The sequence below is a fragment of the Microbacterium sulfonylureivorans genome, assembly GCF_003999995.1.
Classification (GTDB): Bacteria; Actinomycetota; Actinomycetes; order Actinomycetales; family Microbacteriaceae; genus Microbacterium; species Microbacterium sulfonylureivorans.
Window position 1 is genome coordinate 56,085 of the sequence record NZ_RJAD01000003.1, and the last position, 17,671, is coordinate 73,755.

The window sequence follows — 17,671 nt, forward strand, 5'->3', positions numbered from 1 at the left end:
GAGCGAGGGTCAGCGGACGCTGCTCACCAGGGCGTCCCACACGGCGGGATCGTTCATGATCGGCACGAGGACGAGCATCCCGGAGGCGAGGGTGAAGACGACTCCCCCGACGAGCGGGATCCACCACGACAGACGTCCGCGTCGCATGCTGAGCCACGACAGCCCCGCCGTGAGGACCCAGCCGAAGGCGAGCACGAGTGCGGCGGCGATCCCCCACGGCTTGCCGGCGGCCGGATCGGTCAGCGTCGCATCGACGCCGAGCAGGTCGAACATCGTGTCCGCGTACGCGACGAAGTCCACGAGGGCGGGAAAGGCGGAGACGACGTTGATCAGGCCATAGGCGAGCAGTGCGAAGGTCACGATGCGGTCGACCGCGCGCGGGCGGGTCCGTGGCTCCGCGGCGGCACCGGCCGACGGCGCCGGCGCGACCGCGGGAGCGGTCGGCGCAGCGGTCGCCTGGGTCGCCGCGTTCGGCTCGTACGCCCACGTCGCCGCGGGCTCGCGGATGTGGGCGCGCTGCTCCTCGGGGGACGCGTACTCCCCGTACTGAGGACGAGGACGAGGATCCTGCGACGCGGCGGCGCTGCCGGCCCCGGTCATGCGCGGCTCCGGCCACCGAGGGCGCGGTCGTCGCGCTTGCCCGCGGCATCCGTGCGGAGCTCCTTGGGCAGCGAGAACTGCAGGTCCTCCTCCGCGGTGCGCACCTCTTCGACGTCGCGATAGCCCGCACCGGCGAGGTCTTCGAGCACCTGCTGCACCAGCACGTCGGGCACCGAGGCGCCGCTCGTGACCCCGACGGTCTCGACGCCCTCGAGCCAGGCCTGCTCGACCTCGTCGGCGTAATCGACCCGGTAGGCCGCCTTGGCGCCGTACTCGAGCGCGACCTCGACGAGGCGGACGCTGTTGGACGAGTTCGCCGACCCGACCACGATCACCAGATCGGCGTCCTTGGCGACCTTCTTGATCGCCACCTGGCGGTTCTGCGTGGCGTAGCAGATGTCGTCCGACGGCGGGTCCTGCAGCTCGGGGAATCGCACGCGGAGGCGGCGCACGGTCTCCATCGTCTCGTCGACCGAGAGGGTGGTCTGCGACAGCCACACCACCTTCGACGGGTCGCGCACTTCGATGCGGTCCGCCTCGTCGGGCGAGTTGACGATCGTGACATGGTCGGGAGCCTCGCCGGCGGTGCCCTCGACCTCCTCGTGGCCCTCGTGGCCGATCAGGAGGATCTCGAAGTCGTCGCGGGCGAAGCGCACGGCCTCGCGGTGCACCTTCGTGACCAGCGGGCAGGTCGCGTCGATCGCCTGCAGTCCACGATCGGATGCCGCATTCACGACCGCGGGCGACACGCCGTGCGCGCTGAACACGACATGGGCGCCTTCGGGAACCTCGTCGACCTCTTCGACGAAGATCGCCCCCTTGCTCTCGAGCTCGGTGACGACGTGGATGTTGTGCACGATCTGCTTGCGCACGTACACGGGCGCGCCGAAGCGCTCGAGCGCCTTCTCGACGGCGATGACGGCGCGGTCGACGCCCGCGCAGTAGCCGCGCGGTGACGCCAGCAGCACCCGCTTCTGTCCGCGCACCGGGATATCCTGGAGGCGTTCGCGCCGCCGCGGGACTCGGGGAACGGGCATGCTCACAGGGCTTCTGCCCACGGTGCTGGTGCTCACTCCTCGATTCTACGGGCGGCCCCTGTGCGCGGGCCGAGGAGCGACCCCATCCGGGCACGAGAGGAACGCATGACGACCTTCCAACCCGAGCCCGTCGCCGGTGAGTCACCGCCGGCCGACTCGGTGCGTCCGAAGGACTCCACCCCCGAGGCGCCGACCTCCGTCTCACGCCTCAACGAGACGATCCGCGGCTTCATCCAGACCTGGGGATCGGTCTGGGTGGAAGGCGAGATCACCTCGTGGAACCTGCGCGGCGGAAACGTCTTCGGACGCCTCAAGGACAACGGCGCGGATGCGACGATCTCGTTCCGGATCTGGTCGTCCACGCGAGACCGCCTCCCCGGCGACCTCAAGGTCGGCGACCACGTGGTCGCGTGCGTCAAAGCCGACTTCTTCGCGAAGTCCGGCGACTTCAGCTTCGGAGTGTCGTCGATGCGCCACGTCGGGCTCGGCGACCAGCTCGAGCGCCTCGAGCGCCTGCGCGCGCAGCTGCGCGCCGAGGGCCTCTTCGACCCCGCCCGAAAGAAGCGCCTCCCGTTCCTCCCCCAGACCATCGGCCTCATCACCGGTGAGAACTCGGATGCCGAGAAGGACGTGCACCGCAACGCCGAGCTGCGCTGGCCACAAGTGCGGTTCCGCACCAAGTACGCCGCCGTGCAGGGCGACCGGTGCGTTCCCGAGACGATCGCGGCGCTCAAGGCCCTCGACGCCGCCCCCGACGTGGACGTCATCATCATCGCGCGGGGCGGCGGCGACCCGCAGACCCTGCTCGGCTTCAGCGACGAGCGGCTGGTACGGGCGGTGGCCGCGGCATCCACTCCCGTCGTCAGCGCCATCGGCCACGAGAACGACCGGCCCCTCCTCGACGACGTCGCCGACCTCCGAGCCTCGACCCCGACCGACGCGGCCAAGCGCGTGGTTCCGGATGTCGCGGAGCAGCGCGCGCTCGTGGCCCAGCTGCGTGCGCGGCTGACCTCGCGCCTGACGCAGCGCGTGGGCCACGACATCCAGCAGCTCGAGCAGCTGCGCTCGCGTCCGGCGCTGCGCACACCCGAATCGATCATCGGGTCTCGTGCTCAGGAGCTCGAGCTGCTCGCCGCGCGCGGCCGCGACCGGGTCGATCGGGTGCTCGAATCGCAGGCCCGCCGCACGTCGGAGCTGCGGGCGACGCTTCGCGCCCTGTCCCCCGCGTCCACCCTCGCGCGCGGCTACGCGATCGCCCATCTCGCCGACGGGGCGATCGTGCGCGACGCCGCTCAGGCGCCACCCGCGACGCCGGTCGTGGTGACCGTCGGACGGGGGTCGTTCGCCGCGCGATCCGAGGGCGAGATCGCCGAGTCCGGGGCGTCCCCCGGCCCCGCCGCCCCCGCAGGCGACGTCCCGGCGCCGAACTAGGATGGAAGCATGACCGAGTCGAGCGGAGCCGCGTCCGACGTCGCCACCCTGTCGTTCGAGCAGGCTCGCGACGAGCTGGTGCGTGTGGTCGCCGAGCTCGAGCAGGGGGCGCCGACGCTCGAGCACTCGCTGGCACTGTGGGAGCGCGGCGAGGCCCTCGCCGCGCGGTGCGACGAATGGCTCCTGGGGGCCAAGCGCCGGCTCGACGCCGCGCGCTCCTCCGCGGAGACGTCGGGGGCGGAGGGCGCGTGATGGCGAAGCCGCCTCGCATCGTCGCCGAGCTCGGACGCCCCGAGACGCCGGATGAGACCGCCGCGCGCAAGGCCGAGTCCTCACGTGTGCACCGCGAGAGTCAGAACACGCGCAACCTCGTCGCCGCACTGATCGTCACGATCGCCGTCGTGATCGTCGTCATCCTGGCCGTCCCCCGCGGTGCGCCGCCCGAACGTGAGCCCATCGACGTCGCAGCGGTCGCCGAAGGAGTCTCGGCGGCCGAAGACCGGGCGATCGTGGCCCCCGACGCGCCCGACGGCTGGCAGGTCAACGTCGCCGCGATCGAGGGCGACGGTCCGCGCGCGTGGACGATCGTCTATGCCGACGACACCTGGTTCCTCCGCGTCGCGCAGGGCTTCGACGCCGATGCCGCCTGGCCGACCCGCGTGCTCTCGGGCGCGAGCGTCGACGGAACCGTCACCATCGACGGCGTGACCTGGGACCGATATGAGATCGACGATCCGTCGCGCGCCGGCAACGTCTCCGTGGCGCTCGCCACGCAGGCGGGTCCCGACACCGTCATGGTCTACGGCAAGGCCGACGACGAGACCATCGAGAAGGCCGCCGCCGTCGTGGCGCCCGAGGTCCTGCGACTGCGCGAGGAGGCGGAATGAGCGAGCACCCCTCGCCCCGCAAGGTATGGAACGAGATGCAGCGCGGCAACGCGCGATTCGTCGCGGGTGAGCCGCGCCATCCGCGCCAGGACGTCGAGCGCCGCCACGACCTGGCGGCCGGTCAGCGTCCGCGCGCCGCGCTCTTCGGCTGCTCCGACTCCCGGCTCGCCGCCGAGATCATCTTCGACAAGGGCCTCGGCGACCTCTTCGTCGTCCGCAATGCCGGACAGGTCATCTCCGACTCCGTGATCGGCAGCCTCGAGTACGCCGTCGCGGTCCTCGAGGTGCCCCTCATCGTCGTGCTCGGCCATGATGAGTGCGGCGCGGTGAACGCCGCGATCGAGAGCACGCGGGTGGATGCCCCGGCACTCCCCCCGCACATCTGGCGGCAGATCGCCCCGATCGTGCCGGCCGTTCGCCGCGTGCTCCGCCAGGGCACGGTCGACGGGGTTCCGCCCGTCACCATCGACCACGAGCACGTCGGGCGCGAGCACCTGCGCGACACGGTCGGCGAACTCCTGCACTCGTCGGAGCTCATCAGCGACGCGGTGGCCGAGGGCCGCCTCGCGATCGTGGGCGCCAACTACCGACTCGCCGAAGGCACCGCTGTCCCCGACGTCATCGTCGGGGACGCCGACGGCTCCTGACACTCACTCGCACCAACGGAGGAACGACGAAGTGACCGACATCGAATACCGCATCGAGCACGACACGATGGGAGAGGTGCGCGTCCCGAAGGACGCGCTGTACGCCGCGCAGACGCAGCGTGCCGTGGAGAACTTCCCCATCTCGGGCGACCCGCTCGAGCCCGCGCAGATCGTGGCGCTCGCCCGGATCAAGAAGGCGGCGGCGCTGGCGAACAAGGAGCTCGGCACGCTGGACGGCTCGATCGCCGACGCGATCGCTCGCGCCGCCGACCGCATCATCGCGGGCGAGTTCGCCGACCAGTTCCCGATCGACGTCTACCAGACCGGCAGCGGCACGTCGTCGAACATGAACATGAACGAGGTTCTGGCGACCCTCGCGACGCACGACCTCGGCGCGACCGTGCACCCGAACGACCACGTGAACGCGTCGCAGTCGTCGAACGACGTCTTCCCCACTTCGGTCCACATCGCGGTCACCCAGGAGCTCATCGACGACCTCATCCCCGCGCTCGACCACCTCGCCGTCGCGCTCGAGTCCAAGGCCGAGGCATGGGCCAGCGTCGTGAAGTCGGGTCGCACGCACCTCATGGACGCCACCCCCGTCACGCTCGGTCAGGAGTTCGGCGGCTACGCCCGCCAGATGCGCCTCGGCATCGAACGCGTGCAGTCGGTGCTCTCCCGCGTGGCCGAGGTCCCGCTCGGCGGCACCGCCGTCGGAACGGGCATCAACACCCCGCTCGGCTTTCCGCAGAGGGTCATCGAGCTGATCGTCGCCGACACCGAGCTGCCGATCACCGAGGCGAGGGACCATTTCGAGGCTCAGGCGAACCGCGACGGACTGGTCGAGGCATCCGGCGCCCTCCGCACCATCGCGGTGTCGCTGACCAAGATCAACAACGACATCCGCTGGATGGGCTCAGGACCCAACACCGGCCTCGGCGAGCTTCACATCCCCGACCTGCAGCCGGGTTCGTCGATCATGCCCGGCAAGGTCAACCCGGTCGTTCCAGAGGCGACGCTCATGGTGTGCGCGCGCGTCATCGGCAACGACGCGACGGTGGCATGGGCGGGCGCGTCGGGCTCGTTCGAGCTCAACGTCGCCATCCCCGTGATGGGCACCGCGGTGCTGGAGTCGATCAGCCTCCTCGCGAACGCGGCGCGACTGCTGGCCGACAAGACCATCGACGGGCTCGAGGCGAACGTCGAGCGCGCCGCCGCCTACGCCGGCATGTCACCGTCGATCGTCACCCCCCTCAACAAGCTCATCGGCTACGAGGCGGCGGCGAAGATCGCCAAGCACTCGGTCGCCAAGGGTGTCACCGTGCGCGAGGCGGTCATCGAACTCGGGTATGTCGAACGCGGCGAGCTGACGCTCGAGCAGCTCGACGAGAAGCTCGACCTCCTCTCGATGACGCGCCCGGGCTGATCGCCGCCCTGTGCCGCTGGAGCCCGCTGCGCGCGATAATCGGGTGGTGACCCGCCCGACACCGCGGCCGATCCCGGCCCGAGTGAGGATCCTCGCTGCGATCCTCGCTGTGGCGTGCGTCGGCCTCGCCGTCGTCGGGAGTGTCACCTTCCTGGTGCAGCGGGAGCGCGTGCTGCTCGAAGTCGACCAGCGCCTGAAGGCACAGGTGCAGATCCTGCAGGACGTCGCCGACCCGTCCGACGACGCCGCCTCGACGGATTCCGGAGCCGAGACGGCGAGCGAGCGCCTCGATATGGCGGATTACGAATCCGTCGAGGAGTACCTGTATGTGGCGACCGCGAGGCTGGTGCCGGCGCGGAACGAAGCCGCCGTCGCCATCATCGACGGCGCCGCGCACTACAAGCCCGTCACCCTGTCGGGCTTCGACATCTCCGACGAGGTCGCCCTCATCGACCGTGTCGTCGCCGAGACGGCCGATGGGGCGACCAAGCAGGGCACGGCGGTCACCGAAGACCGTTCCCTCCGGTACATAGCGATCCCGATCGCCATGGAAGGGGACGAGCAGTCCGGCGTGTACGTTCGCGCCATCGATCTCGGGGCCGAGCTCGAGCCCGTGACGGCGGCCATGGCGACGTATGTCATCGCCGCGCTCGTCGTGCTCGCCGCGATCGGCGTGGTCGGCTGGTTCGTGACAGGGCGCCTCCTGTCCCCCATCCGCCACATGCGCGAGACCGCCGACTCGATCTCGATCACCGACCTGTCGCCCCGTCTCTCGGCACAGGGCAACGACGACATCTCCGACCTGTCGCGGACGGTGAACTCGATGCTCGACAGGCTGGAGGGCTCCGTCGACGTCCAGCGTCAGCTCCTCGACGACGTGCGGCACGAGCTCAAGACGCCGATCACGATCGTCCGCGGCCACCTGGAGCTCATGGATCCCGGCGACGCCGGGGATGCGGCATCCGCCCGTGAGATCGGAATCGCCGAACTCGACCGCCTCGCACGCCTCGTCGAAGACATCGACCTGCTGGCGGCCGCGGAGGGCGATTCGTATGTGATGGGCGACGTCGACGTCAACGCACTCACCGCGCGCGTCGGCGAGCTCGTCGCGGTCATCCCCCACCACGACTGGATTGTGGACGCCCACGCCACCGGAGTCGTACGCGGCGATCAGGACCGCCTGCTCCAGGCGTGGCTCCAGCTGGCCGACAACGCGGCGAAGTACACCCCGGACGGCTCGCAGATCGAGGTCGGAAGCGCCATCGATGCCGAGGGAGCTCATCTGTGGGTACGCGACCACGGCCCCGGCATCCCGCCCGCGGCTCGTCACCGGATCTTCCGCCGGTTCAACCGCGCCCACGGCAAGCGCGCGGTGGGCGGATCCGGTCTCGGGCTCGCGATCGTCGATGCGATCACGAAGGGCCACGGAGGAACCTGTACGGTGACCGACACACCCGGTGGCGGCGCCACCTTCACGATCCACCTCCCGCCCGCGGCCGCCGAGCTTCCGGCACCGGTGCGAGCGGGCGACGTTCTGCAACGGGAGGCATCGGCATGACGAGGATCCTCATCGTGGAGGACGAGCCGCGGATCGCCTCGTTCGTGAGCCGCGGACTCGAAGCGGCCGGGTACGAGACGATCCTCATCGAGGACGGTGCCGAGGCCCTCGCCGTGGCGCTGCGCGGCGACGCCGACCTCGTGCTCCTCGACGTCGGGCTGCCGACCATGGACGGCTTCGAGGTGCTCCGCGAGATGCGCGCCCGGGGGTCGGTCGTGCCGGTGATCATGCTCACGGCGAGATCCAGCACGCGCGACACGGTCGAAGGGCTCGACTCCGGCGCCAACGACTACGTGCCGAAGCCCTTCACCTTCGAAGAGCTCCTCGCCCGTGTGCGCTCCCGCCTGCGCGAGACGACGCCCCAGCTCGGCGTCGCTGTTTCCCACGGCGACGTGATGCTCGACATCCTCGCCCGCCGCGCGACGGTCGGAGGCCGCGATGTCGACCTGTCGGCCCGGGAGTTCGCCCTCGCCGAGCAGTTCCTGCGCAACCCCGGCCGCGTGCTCAGCCGGGAGCTCCTGCTGAGCAGGGTCTGGGGTCTCGACTTCGACCCGGGTTCCAACGTGGTCGACGTCTATGTGCGGTATCTCCGCGGCAAGCTGGGTCCCGATCACATCGTCACCGTGCGGGGGGCAGGGTACCGCTGGGAGTGAGTCCCGACTCGGCGAAGAAGCCCCCGGTGCTGGGGGGCACCGGGGGCTGGGAAGGGCCGGACTGGGGGATCCGGCCGCTATCGATCGCGTCGTTCTGGGGAGTCGCGCGATCGGTCCTTCTTCGCGCCGACGCCGGGCTTCTCTGACCGATTGTCGGCGTTCGCGCCCGCGTTCGCGGGGCGTTCCTTCGAGGAGTCGGTCTTCTTCGACCGCTCCTGGTCCTTCTTCGTGCTGACGTCGGGGGTGCTGACCCATCCTCCGGAGTCGGAGTCGTCGGCGCGGCGGTCGGAATCCGAACGGCCCGGACGCTCGGCGTCGACGGGGCGCTCGGAGTCCGTCTGCTGCAGGTTGCGATCGTCCCCTTGCGTGCGGCGGTCGTCGTCGCGACGGTGGCCCCACGCCGATGCGCGGGCCTTCTCGAGCTTCGCGATCCACGCGTCGATGCGCTCCGCGGACCATCCGAGTCGCACCGCCCGCTCGCGCACGGAGTCCCACGAGCCCGATGCCTCGGCCTCGGCGATCGCCACGTCGTCACTGGGCGTGACCACTGGGCCCACCGGCGGCTCGGCCGGCGGAGCGGCCGTCGACGGCGCCACGATCTCGGGTGCGGGCGCCGGCACGACCTCGGCCTTCGCGGCCTCGTCTCCGGCGTCCGGCCCGGGCTCGGGCTCGGGCGTAACGGTGTCGATCTCGGGCGTCGGGGTCTCGACCGCGCTCGGCGTCTCGTCGGTGCCCCCCGATGCGGCGATGCCCGAAGACGGCACGACCACACGGTCTGCTTCGACGGACGTCCCTTCGGCGTCGGAGAGGGCCACGGAGTTGGTCAGGGCGACCGCGCAGATCACGGCCACGCTGGCAGCGACGGCGGACATGCCACCGACCGCGAGCCGCGTCCGACCTTCCACGCTTGCGCCTTCCATTCCGGGTGCGCAGATGGCACCTCATCCATCGTGACAGACCCGACAGCGTGGGAGCGAGGCGGGGCATGAGACTCTTCTCATGCTGGAAACCCTTTTCCCGGATCCCGGACACAAGCAGAGGGGCCGGGATGCAGCATCCCGGCCCCTCTGTGCGATCAGGCGAGCTCGCCCGCTTCGAGCAGGTCGGTGACGAGAGCCGCGATCGCGGAACGCTCGGAACGCACCAGCGTGACGTGGCCGAACAGCCCGTGTCCCTTGAGCGTCTCGATCACGGACGCGACACCGTCGTGGCGACCGACGCGAAGGTTGTCGCGCTGCCCGACGTCGTGCGTGAGAACGACCCGGGAGTTCTGCCCGATGCGGCTGAGCACCGTGAGGAGAACGTTGCGCTCGAGCGACTGCGCCTCATCGACGATCACGAAGGCGTCGTGGAGGGAACGGCCCCGGATGTGGGTCAGCGGAAGCACCTCGAGCAGTCCCCGCTCGACGACCTCCTCCAGGACGTTCGACGACACCACGGAGCCGAGCGTGTCGAAGACCGCCTGTCCCCACGGGTTCATCTTCTCGGCCTGGTCGCCGGGCAGGTATCCGAGCTCCTGGCCGCCCACGGCGAAGAGCGGACGGAACACGATGATCTTCCGCTGCTGCTGCCGTTCGAGCACCGCCTCGAGGGCGGCGCAGAGCGCGAGAGCCGACTTGCCGGTTCCGGCACGTCCCCCGAGCGAGACGATGCCCACCTCGGGGTCGCACAGCAGGTCGATCGCGATCCGCTGCTCGGCGGACCGCCCGTGAAGGCCGAACACCTCCCGGTCGCCGCGCACGAGCTTGTACGCGCCGTCGCCGGTGACACGGCCCAGGGCCGAGCCCCGCTCGGAGTGGATGATGAGGCCGGTGTTGACGGGGAGTCCGCGCACGTCGTCTGCGGACCCGACCTCGCTCTCGTAGAGGTCGCTGATGTCGTCGCCCGACACGTCGATGGTCGAGATGCCCGTCCACCCGGAGTCGACTGCCTGCTCGGCGAGATACTCCTCGGCTGTGACGCCGAGCGACGCCGCCTTGACGCGCATCGGGAGGTCCTTGGAGACGACCGTCACCTCCTGGCCGTCGGAGGCGAGGTGCATCGCGACGGCGAGGATGCGGCTGTCGTTGTCGCCGAGGCGCATGCCGGACGGGAGGACACCGGCATCGGTGTTGTTGAGCTCCACGCGAAGGGTTCCCCCCTCGCCGACGGGGACGGGGAAGTCGAGGCGACCGTGCTCGACGCGAAGCTCGTCGAGATGCCGCAGCGCCTGCCGCGCGAAGTAGCCGATCTCGGGATCGTGCCGCTTGCCCTCGAGCTCGGTGATCACCACGACGGGGATCACGACGTTGTGCTCGGCGAAGCGGAAGAACGCCCGCGGATCGCTCAGCAGCACCGAGGTGTCGAGGACGTACGTGCGGAGATCCTGGTCCAGGGCCTCCGCCTGCTCGACGTCCTGACTGTGCTGCTTGTGTGGTGCTCGTGTGGTCACAACCCACTCCCGCCCCGGGTGGAGAACCCGGCAGTCACGAGTCGACCGGTGGTCACGAGTCGTGGGTCCGTGAGGCCGACTCGACGGGCGCCTTGCCCGTTGTGATGAACGTACGACTCCCCGGCGACACCGGGATCGGCGACACGCTGTTTCGCGGTTACGGGCGGGTTAATTCCGGATGCCGCGCGTCACCACACGCGCGCCGACGAGAACGCCGCGAGGGCGTCGCCGAAGAGCCGCAGGGTGTCGCCGCCGGTGCCGACGTGGGGCGATATCCGGACCAGGCCGGAGCGCACCGTCACCGTGAGGCCGTGATTGGCCAGAGACGCCGCGAGCGGAGCCGCATCCTGAGGCGCGGGCGCGAGGGTGACGATGCCGCCCCGGCGCTCAGGCTCCCCCGGCGTGATGACGGGCACCTCGTATCGGTCGGCGAAGAACATCACGTCGCGGGTGCGCTCGGAGAGCTCCGCCTCGACCGTAGAGACGCCGATGTCCGTCAGCTCCTGCAGGGCGGTCGCGAGCCGCGCGGCGGCGAGGGTGTCGACCCCGCTGACGGTGAACGCCTGCGCCGACGCCGCAGGGAGCGGGACGATGTCGAGCGGAAGGTCGCCTTCGACGCCGCCGAACCCGGAGAGAACCGGCGCGATCCGTTCGAGCGCGCGCTCGCCGAACCACGCGAAGCCGGTGCCGCGACCCGCCCGGAGCCACTTGTACCCGTTCGAGCAGACGACGTCGGCGGCGGCGTAGTCGACGTCGACGGTGCCGAAGCCCTGGATCGCGTCGACGATGAGCAGCCGGTCGCCGATGACGTCGCGAAGCGCGGACAGATCTGCTCGATAGCCCGTGCGGAAGTCCACGAGACTCACTGCGACGGCCCTCGTGTCGTCGGTGAGCGCCTCGCGCACGACATCGGGGCTGATGAAGCCGTCTGCGGGCTCCAGCCACTGCAGCTCGATCGAGCCCAGCGCCTCGGCGGCGCGCGTCGCCGCGACGGTAAGGCTCGGGAACTCGCCGCGGCCCACGAGGAGACCCCCGGCCAGTCCGTAGATCGCCTGCATGAGCCCGTACGTGGTCGAGGGCTGCAGAACGACCTGCGAGGCATCCGTGCCGATGAGACCCGCGACCAGCTCACGCGCCTCGCGGGCGTGATCGCTCACCAGGTCGATGCTCGTCCGCCGGCCGGAGCCCAGGAGCTCCGTGTCGGCCTGCGCTTCGGCGCGCACAGCCGGTGAGAGCGGTCCGAACGCAGCCCAGTCGAGATACCCCGGTTCCCCATCGAACGACGCCAGGAATGAATCCAGATCCGTCACGGACACATTCTGGCATGCCGGGGCCCGCGCGCGGGGGCCTCGGCGGATGCCGGTGGATTCAGCTCCCGTAGCGGCGGTCGCGGTCGGCGAAGTCGCGGATCGCCCGGAGGAAGTCCACCTCGCGCAGGTCGGGCCCCAGCGCCTCGACGAAGTAGAACTCGGAATGGGCGCTCTGCCACAGCAGGAAGTCGCTGAGCCGCTGCTCCCCCGAGGTGCGGATGACGAGGTCGGGGTCGGGCTGGCCGCCGGTGTAGAGATGCTCGCCGATCTGCTCCGGCGTGAGGCTGGCAGCGAGCTCCTCGAGCGACCCGCCCTCCTCATCGTGCTGCGCGATGATGCTCCGCACGGCGTCGACGATCTCGCTGCGCCCGCCGTAGCCCACGGCGAGATTGACGTGCAGGCCGGTGTTGGCCCGGGTGCGCGCCTCGGCGTCGACGAGCACGCGCGCGAGCTCGGGCGGCAGCAAGTCGGCGCGCCCGACGTGCTGCACGCGCCAGTCGCGTTCGAGCGACAGCGCGTGCGCGAGCTCGGCGATGATCTCGATGAGGTCGGTGAGCTCCTTCGTGTCGCGCTTGCGCAGGTTGTCGGTCGACAGCAGGTACAGCGACACGACGCCCACGCCGACGTCGTCGCACCACTCGAGGAACTCCCGCATCTTCGCCGCACCGGCGCGATGACCGTGCGCGGCGGAGTCGAATCCGAGCTGCTTCGCCCAGCGGCGATTGCCGTCGATCATCATCGCGACGTGACGCGGCACCGCGCCGGGCTCGAGACGCCGTCGGAGCCGGCTGATGTAGAGGCGGTAGAGGGGGCCCCTGCCCTCGTTCGACCCTGCGCGCGCCACACGCCTACGCTACCCTCCTCGCGACCGCCGCCCTAGCGTGGCACGCAGTCTCAAGCGCGGCGATACTCAGTATGTTCCACTCTCGGCATGCCGCGACCCCTACTCTGGGTAGATGAGCCGCCGCACCCGACTTCCCCAGGGCCCCGAGGTTCCCGTGCTGCCACTTCTGGACGCCGCGGCCGTCGACGCCGCCGCCCCCGAGATCAAACCGACCTGGCGCGGCTGGATCCACGCAGTGACCTTCCCCGTCGCGATCGTCGCGGGCATCGTGCTGATCGTCGTGGCCGAGGGCGCCGCCGCCAAGTGGGCGTGCGCCGTGTTCATGGCGACCTCGCTCCTGCTGTTCGGCAACTCGGCGCTGTATCACCGCTTCAACTGGAGCCCGAAGACCAGGGCCGTGCTCAAGCGCATCGATCACGCGAACATCGTGCTGCTGATCGCCGGCACCTATGCCCCGATCGCCGTGCTCGCCCTCCCCCCGCAGCAGGGCCTGATCCTGCTGGTCGTGGTGTGGTCGGGAGCGCTGGTCGGCATCCTGTTCCGCGTCTTCTGGATCAACGCGCCGCGCTGGCTCTACGTGGCGCTGTACCTCGCGCTCGGCTGGGCTGCTGTGATGTACCTGCCCGACCTGCTGCGCGCCAACGTCGCGATGATGATCCTCGTTGCGGTCGGCGGGCTGCTCTACACCGGCGGGGCCGTGGTGTACGCCATGAAGCGCCCGAACCCCTGGCCCGGACACTTCGGCTTCCACGAGATCTTCCACGTGTGCACCGTGCTGGCGTTCCTCTGCCACTGGACGGCGTGCCTGCTGATCGCCCTCGACCCCCTGACGCCCTCGCTCGGCTCGCCCGGATGACCTGATCGACGCCGTTGCGCGGCATCAGCCGCGGAAGGCGAACGGATGCCCCGGTCAGCCCTGCGGGCGTGAGCCGGGCTCGCCGGGATCGATGCTCTCGTCGTCGGTCTCGGTCGCCTCGACGGCTCGCGCAGCCTGCTCCTCGGCGTCGAGCTCCTCGATGATGTCGGCTCGGACCCGGCCACGGCGGATGCGACGCATCATGTCCCACACGAGCACGATCACCGCCACCGCCACGAAGACGATCACGACGAAGCCCCAGGGTCCGGGGGTCACCGTCGTCGGATCGGGCAGCGTGGGGGTCGGCGACGGCGTGACGGTCGAGGCCGCCCGCGCGAGGGCGACGAGCGCATCTTGCATGAGGTGTCCTCGTTCTGCCCTGTGCGGGCCGTCCGGGTGGCGACGTCCGCGCTCGAGAGCGAATAGCCTGGAACCTCCAGCCTAAATCTTCCGACGGACCGGCGATGACGACACAGCAGATGCTCGACGAGCGCTACGGGCGCACGCGCTCCCCGCGCCGCCGCTGGGTGATCGGCGTCGCGATCGCCCTGGGCGCGGCCGTGGTCGCGCTGTTCGGATGGTTCACGGTCTCGGACTCGCTGAACGCGGTCGATGCCGACGCGACGGGGTTCGAGGTCATCGACGGCCACTCCGTCGCTCTGACCTTCCAGGTCACCGCTCCCCCGGGACGGCCGATCGCGTGCGCGATCGAGGCGCAGGACGAAGAGCACGGCGTGGTGGGGTGGCGGGTCGTCGAGATCCCGGCATCCGACTCCCACTCGCGGGCCTTCCGAGAGGTCATCCCGACGACCGCCGAGGCGACCACGGGTTTTGTCAACTCCTGCTGGGTGTCGTAGTCTGGCCCGACTGCAGTCGACTTACGCCCTGGCCGGGAGCCGGGGCGTTTGACATATCGACCGTCCCCCGCAGATTCGAAGGAGTCAGACGTGTCCAGCGATGCCCCCGTGACCTTCCTCACGCAGGATGCCTACGACCGCCTCGCCCACGAGCTCGAGGAGCTCTCGACGACGGGTCGTGAGGAGATCGCGAAGAAGATCGAAGCGGCCCGCGAAGAAGGCGACCTCAAGGAGAACGGCGGCTACCACGCCGCCAAGGACGAGCAGGGCAAGCAGGAGGCGCGCATCCGCACCCTCCAGCATCTCCTCAAGACCGCGACCGTGAGCGAGGCTCCGCAGAGCACCGGGGTCGTCGAGCCCGGCACCGTCATCACGGCGATCGTCGCGGGCGGCGAAGAGGTCTTCCTGCTCGGCAACCGCGAGATCGCCGTCGGCTCCGAGCTCGACGTCTACAGCGAGGCCTCTCCTCTGGGCGCGGCGATCCTCGGACGCCGCGAGGGTGAGGAGACGTCGTACACCGCGCCCAACGGCCGCGAGATCGCCGTCGAGATCGTCAAGGTCGAGACCTACACCGGGCAGTAGCCCACCCCGGGGCCGACCCGGCGCTCAGTCGGGGACGACGTTCGCCGCGTACCCCGCCTGCTCCAGCACCGAGATCACGTGGGCGCGGTGCTCCTCGCCGCGCGTCTCGACGCTCAGCTGAAGGATCACCTCGCTGATCTGCAGGCCCTGACCGTGCCGCGTGTGCAGCACCTCGATGACGTTCGCTCCGGCCTGCGCGAGCAGGTCGGAGACGCGGGCGAGCTGGCCGGGCCGGTCGGGCAGCGGGATCTGGAGGGTCATGTAGCGGCCGGATGCCGAGAGCCCGTGTGCGACGACCCGCTGCAGCAGCAGGGGGTCGATGTTGCCGCCCGACAGGACGGTGACGGTCGGGCCCGACGCCGTGATCTTGCCCGCGAGGATTGCCGCGACGCCGACCGCGCCGGCCGGCTCCACGACCTGCTTCGCACGCTCGAGGAGCACGAGGAGCGCGCGGGCGATGTCGTCCTCCGACACCGTGACCACCTCGTCGACGAGATCGCGGATGATCGCGAACGGCAGATCGCCGGGGCGTGCCACCGCGATGCCGTCGGCGATCGTCGGCCGCGTGGCGACCTCGATCGGATGCCCCGCCGCGAGCGACGCCGGATAGGCGGCGGAGTTCTCCGCCTGCACTCCGATGACGCGGATCGTGCGCCCTTCCGCGGCCGCGCGGGCCTTGACAGCTGCCGCGACGCCGGCGACGAGCCCGCCCCCGCCGATGCCGAGCACGATCGTGTCGAGATCGGGGAGCTCGTCCATGAGCTCGAGCCCGAGCGTGCCCTGCCCGGCGATCACGTCGGGATGGTCGAACGGGTGGATGAAGACGGCGCCGGTGCGCTCGGCGAACTCGGCGGCCAGGCGCAGCGGGGTCTCGACCGTCGCCCCCTCGAGGATGACATCGGCTCCGTAGCCCCGCGTCGCGAGCAGCTTGGGCACGGGCACGCCCAGGGGCATGAAGATCGTCGCCGCGATGCCGAGCGACTTGGCCGCGAGAGCGACGCCCTGCGCGTGATTGCCGGCGGATGCCGCGACCACGCCGCGCGCACGCTCCTCCGCGGTCAGCCGCGACAGGCGGTACGTCGCGCCGCGGATCTTGAACGATCCCGTGCGCTGGAGGTTCTCGAGCTTGAGGTGCACCGGCACGCCGAGGAGCTCCGAGAGGTGGAGGGACTCGTCGAGCGGGGTGTGGGCGATGACCCCGTCGAGCACCGCAGCGGCGTCCTCGAAATCGGCGAGAGTCGGCGGCGAGAGTCGGCGCGCAGGCTGCGAGGTCATGCTCACGAAGGTGTCCTCCTCGGACGCGGAACGGTGCTCCAGATCAGGTCGCCGGTCGGACGCGCGCCCGTCTCCCAGGCGCGTTGGGCGAGGTAGACGGCGACGACGTTGACGAACGCGGCGAGCGGTACGGCGAAGAGGGCGCCGGGGATGCCGGCGATCATCGCGCCGCCGGCGACGACGAGCACGACGGCCAGCGGGTGGACCTTCACCGCCGACCCCATGAGGAGCGGCTGGAGGACGTGACCCTCGAGCTGCTGGACCCCGAGAACGACGATGAGCATCCACAGCGCGATCCACGGGCCGTTGTAGACGAGGGCCAGGAACACGGCGAGCGTTCCGGTGACCACCGCACCGACGATCGGCACGAATGCGCCGAGGAAGACCAGCACGGCGACGGGGATCGCGAGAGGGACACCCAGCAGGAAGGCGCCGAGGCCGATGCCCACGGCGTCGATGGTGGCGACCAGGAGCTGCGTGCGTGCGTAGTTGACGACCGCCACCCAGCCCGCCCGGCCGGCCCCGTCGGCCGCGGGGCGAGCCTTCTTCGGGAACAGCCGCAGGGTCCACCGCCAGATCCCCGCGCCGTCGGCGAGCAGGCACAGCAGGATGAAGAACGCGAGGATGCCGCCGGTCAGGACGTGTCCGACGGTGCTGCCGATCGCGAGCGCCCCCGACCAGAGCAGCTCCGCCTGCTGCTGCAGGAACGCCAGCCCCTGGGCGAGGAGCCCGTCGATCTGGTCCTCGGTGAGGTGCAGCGGCCCGCTGACGAGGTAGTCGCGGAACCGGTCGACCGCCTCGACGGTGCTCGCCTGCACCGACGACCACTGCCGGGTGATCTGCCACGCGACGAGCCACAGCAGTCCGCCGACGATCGCGATGGTGCCGGCGACCGAGATGACGATCGCGAGCCACCTGGGCATGCGGCGGCGCAGCATCCAGCTGAAGACGGGCCACAGGAGTGCGGTGATGAGGATCGCGACCAACAGAGGGATGACGAGGAGCTTCAGCTGGATGATCAGCCAGATGGCGACGCCGATCGCCGCGGCGACCACGAGCAGCCGCCAGGAGTAGGCGGTGACGATGCGCAGGCCGTGCGGCACCGTGCCGGACATCTCCGTCGTGACGACCCTGCTCCGATCGCGGAGGGCGTCGAACAGCGAGCCTCTGGGCTTATCGTCGGAGCCGCTCATTCGGCCAGTCTAGGCGCGTCGCATGCCCCGCCGGTCATGTGCCCGAGCCCGCCGCAGGGTCGTGCAGGCCCGCGTGTCGGGCCT

Annotated in this window: 19 protein-coding genes; 10 read left to right on the forward strand and 9 right to left on the reverse strand. The window is 70.5% G+C overall.

The features are described 5' to 3' along the window. Window positions 1-9: 9 nt before the first annotated feature. Window positions 10-600 carry a DUF6264 family protein gene (locus EER34_RS13830; RefSeq protein ID WP_127475775.1) on the reverse strand — a complete coding sequence of 197 codons (591 nt, stop codon included), beginning with the start codon at window positions 598-600 and terminating at the stop codon, window positions 10-12. After that, the gene (locus EER34_RS13835; protein WP_205791698.1) at window positions 597-1,637 is read right to left on the reverse strand and encodes a 4-hydroxy-3-methylbut-2-enyl diphosphate reductase; all 1,041 of its coding nucleotides are present in this window, start codon (window positions 1,635-1,637) and stop codon (window positions 597-599) included. Before EER34_RS13835 ends, EER34_RS13830 begins: the two co-directional genes overlap by 4 nt. A gap of 105 nt (window positions 1,638-1,742) precedes the next feature. On the opposite strand from EER34_RS13835, the gene xseA reads away from it, so the two are divergent. Genes xseA through EER34_RS13870 form a run of 7 tightly spaced genes read left to right on the forward strand, consistent with a single transcriptional unit; the run spans window position 1,743 to window position 8,239 of the window. Further along, on the forward strand, window positions 1,743-3,068 hold the full coding sequence (gene xseA, locus EER34_RS13840; protein WP_127475779.1) for an exodeoxyribonuclease VII large subunit: 1,326 nt from the start codon (window positions 1,743-1,745) through the stop codon (window positions 3,066-3,068). A 9-nt stretch (window positions 3,069-3,077) separates the two neighbouring features. Beyond that, window positions 3,078-3,320 carry an exodeoxyribonuclease VII small subunit gene (locus EER34_RS13845; protein ID WP_127475781.1) on the forward strand — a complete coding sequence of 81 codons (243 nt, stop codon included), beginning with the start codon at window positions 3,078-3,080 and terminating at the stop codon, window positions 3,318-3,320. Then, window positions 3,320-3,955 (forward strand): DUF4245 family protein, encoded by a 636-nt coding sequence (locus tag EER34_RS13850; protein ID WP_127475783.1) that lies wholly within the window; start codon window positions 3,320-3,322, stop codon window positions 3,953-3,955. Before EER34_RS13845 ends, EER34_RS13850 begins: the two co-directional genes overlap by 1 nt. Then, a complete protein-coding gene (locus EER34_RS13855; protein ID WP_127475785.1) occupies window positions 3,952-4,602 on the forward strand; it encodes a carbonic anhydrase in 651 nt (216 codons plus the stop codon). The genes EER34_RS13850 and EER34_RS13855 overlap by 4 nt, the downstream gene beginning before the upstream one ends. Before the next feature lie 31 nt (window positions 4,603-4,633). Beyond that, entirely contained in the window at window positions 4,634-6,028 is a 1,395-nt protein-coding gene (locus EER34_RS13860) for a class II fumarate hydratase (protein ID WP_127475787.1), read from the forward strand. Window positions 6,029-6,074: 46 nt separating this feature from the next. After that, window positions 6,075-7,586 carry a sensor histidine kinase gene (locus tag EER34_RS17660; RefSeq protein ID WP_205791639.1) on the forward strand — a complete coding sequence of 504 codons (1,512 nt, stop codon included), beginning with the start codon at window positions 6,075-6,077 and terminating at the stop codon, window positions 7,584-7,586. After that, complete coding sequence (locus EER34_RS13870; RefSeq protein ID WP_127475789.1) at window positions 7,583-8,239, forward strand: response regulator transcription factor; 657 nt, start codon at window positions 7,583-7,585, stop codon at window positions 8,237-8,239. The genes EER34_RS17660 and EER34_RS13870 overlap by 4 nt, the downstream gene beginning before the upstream one ends. A 77-nt stretch (window positions 8,240-8,316) precedes the next feature. On the opposite strand, the gene EER34_RS13875 is transcribed toward EER34_RS13870, so the two are convergent. From EER34_RS13875 to EER34_RS13890, 4 genes are all read right to left on the reverse strand, one after another. Next, entirely contained in the window at window positions 8,317-9,144 is an 828-nt protein-coding gene (locus EER34_RS13875) for a hypothetical protein (RefSeq protein ID WP_127475790.1), read from the reverse strand. Between the two features lie 170 nt (window positions 9,145-9,314). Next, window positions 9,315-10,670 (reverse strand): PhoH family protein, encoded by a 1,356-nt coding sequence (locus EER34_RS13880; protein ID WP_127475791.1) that lies wholly within the window; start codon window positions 10,668-10,670, stop codon window positions 9,315-9,317. A 188-nt stretch (window positions 10,671-10,858) separates the two neighbouring features. Next, window positions 10,859-11,980, reverse strand: a complete 1,122-nt coding sequence (locus tag EER34_RS13885) for an aminotransferase class V-fold PLP-dependent enzyme (RefSeq protein WP_127475792.1) — start codon at window positions 11,978-11,980, stop codon at window positions 10,859-10,861. Between the two features lie 58 nt (window positions 11,981-12,038). Then, entirely contained in the window at window positions 12,039-12,824 is a 786-nt protein-coding gene (locus EER34_RS13890; RefSeq protein ID WP_127475793.1) for an isoprenyl transferase, read from the reverse strand. A gap of 112 nt (window positions 12,825-12,936) precedes the next feature. Between EER34_RS13890 and trhA the strand changes: the two genes are divergently transcribed. Beyond that, window positions 12,937-13,680, forward strand: coding sequence for a PAQR family membrane homeostasis protein TrhA (gene trhA / locus EER34_RS13895; RefSeq protein WP_127475795.1), 744 nt, complete (start codon window positions 12,937-12,939; stop codon window positions 13,678-13,680). A 54-nt stretch (window positions 13,681-13,734) separates the two neighbouring features. Here the strand turns inward: trhA and EER34_RS13900 are convergent, their stop codons facing one another. After that, complete coding sequence (locus EER34_RS13900; protein ID WP_127475796.1) at window positions 13,735-14,040, reverse strand: hypothetical protein; 306 nt, start codon at window positions 14,038-14,040, stop codon at window positions 13,735-13,737. A 104-nt stretch (window positions 14,041-14,144) separates the two neighbouring features. On the opposite strand from EER34_RS13900, the gene EER34_RS13905 reads away from it, so the two are divergent. Continuing rightward, window positions 14,145-14,537: a DUF4307 domain-containing protein gene (locus EER34_RS13905; RefSeq protein WP_127475798.1), complete on the forward strand. Its 393-nt coding sequence runs from the start codon at window positions 14,145-14,147 to the stop codon at window positions 14,535-14,537. A 90-nt stretch (window positions 14,538-14,627) separates the two neighbouring features. Beyond that, window positions 14,628-15,119 (forward strand): transcription elongation factor GreA, encoded by a 492-nt coding sequence (greA, locus tag EER34_RS13910; protein ID WP_127475800.1) that lies wholly within the window; start codon window positions 14,628-14,630, stop codon window positions 15,117-15,119. Between the two features lie 24 nt (window positions 15,120-15,143). On the opposite strand, the gene ilvA is transcribed toward greA, so the two are convergent. Then, entirely contained in the window at window positions 15,144-16,394 is a 1,251-nt protein-coding gene (ilvA, locus tag EER34_RS13915) for a threonine ammonia-lyase (RefSeq protein WP_127476419.1), read from the reverse strand. 2 nt (window positions 16,395-16,396) lie between these two features. Continuing rightward, the gene (locus tag EER34_RS13920) at window positions 16,397-17,587 is read right to left on the reverse strand and encodes an AI-2E family transporter (protein ID WP_127475801.1); all 1,191 of its coding nucleotides are present in this window, start codon (window positions 17,585-17,587) and stop codon (window positions 16,397-16,399) included. Window positions 17,588-17,671: the final 84 nt, after the last annotated feature.

Excerpts from the sequence above, each read along its gene's own strand:
- EER34_RS13900 (WP_127475796.1), bottom strand. The coding sequence starts at position 14,040 with ATGCAAGATGCGCTCGTCGCCCTCGCGCGGGCGGCCTCGACCGTCACG.
- EER34_RS13870 (WP_127475789.1), top strand. The coding sequence starts at position 7,583 with ATGACGAGGATCCTCATCGTGGAGGACGAGCCGCGGATCGCCTCGTTC.
- EER34_RS13845 (WP_127475781.1), top strand. The coding sequence starts at position 3,078 with ATGACCGAGTCGAGCGGAGCCGCGTCCGACGTCGCCACCCTGTCGTTC.
- trhA (WP_127475795.1), top strand. The coding sequence starts at position 12,937 with ATGAGCCGCCGCACCCGACTTCCCCAGGGCCCCGAGGTTCCCGTGCTG.
- EER34_RS13905 (WP_127475798.1), top strand. The coding sequence starts at position 14,145 with ATGACGACACAGCAGATGCTCGACGAGCGCTACGGGCGCACGCGCTCC.
- EER34_RS13920 (WP_127475801.1), bottom strand. The coding sequence starts at position 17,587 with ATGAGCGGCTCCGACGATAAGCCCAGAGGCTCGCTGTTCGACGCCCTC.
- EER34_RS13855 (WP_127475785.1), top strand. The coding sequence starts at position 3,952 with ATGAGCGAGCACCCCTCGCCCCGCAAGGTATGGAACGAGATGCAGCGC.
- xseA (WP_127475779.1), top strand. The coding sequence starts at position 1,743 with ATGACGACCTTCCAACCCGAGCCCGTCGCCGGTGAGTCACCGCCGGCC.
- EER34_RS13850 (WP_127475783.1), top strand. The coding sequence starts at position 3,320 with ATGGCGAAGCCGCCTCGCATCGTCGCCGAGCTCGGACGCCCCGAGACG.
- EER34_RS13835 (WP_205791698.1), bottom strand. The coding sequence starts at position 1,637 with ATGCCCGTTCCCCGAGTCCCGCGGCGGCGCGAACGCCTCCAGGATATC.
- ilvA (WP_127476419.1), bottom strand. The coding sequence starts at position 16,394 with ATGACCTCGCAGCCTGCGCGCCGACTCTCGCCGCCGACTCTCGCCGAT.
- EER34_RS13830 (WP_127475775.1), bottom strand. The coding sequence starts at position 600 with ATGACCGGGGCCGGCAGCGCCGCCGCGTCGCAGGATCCTCGTCCTCGT.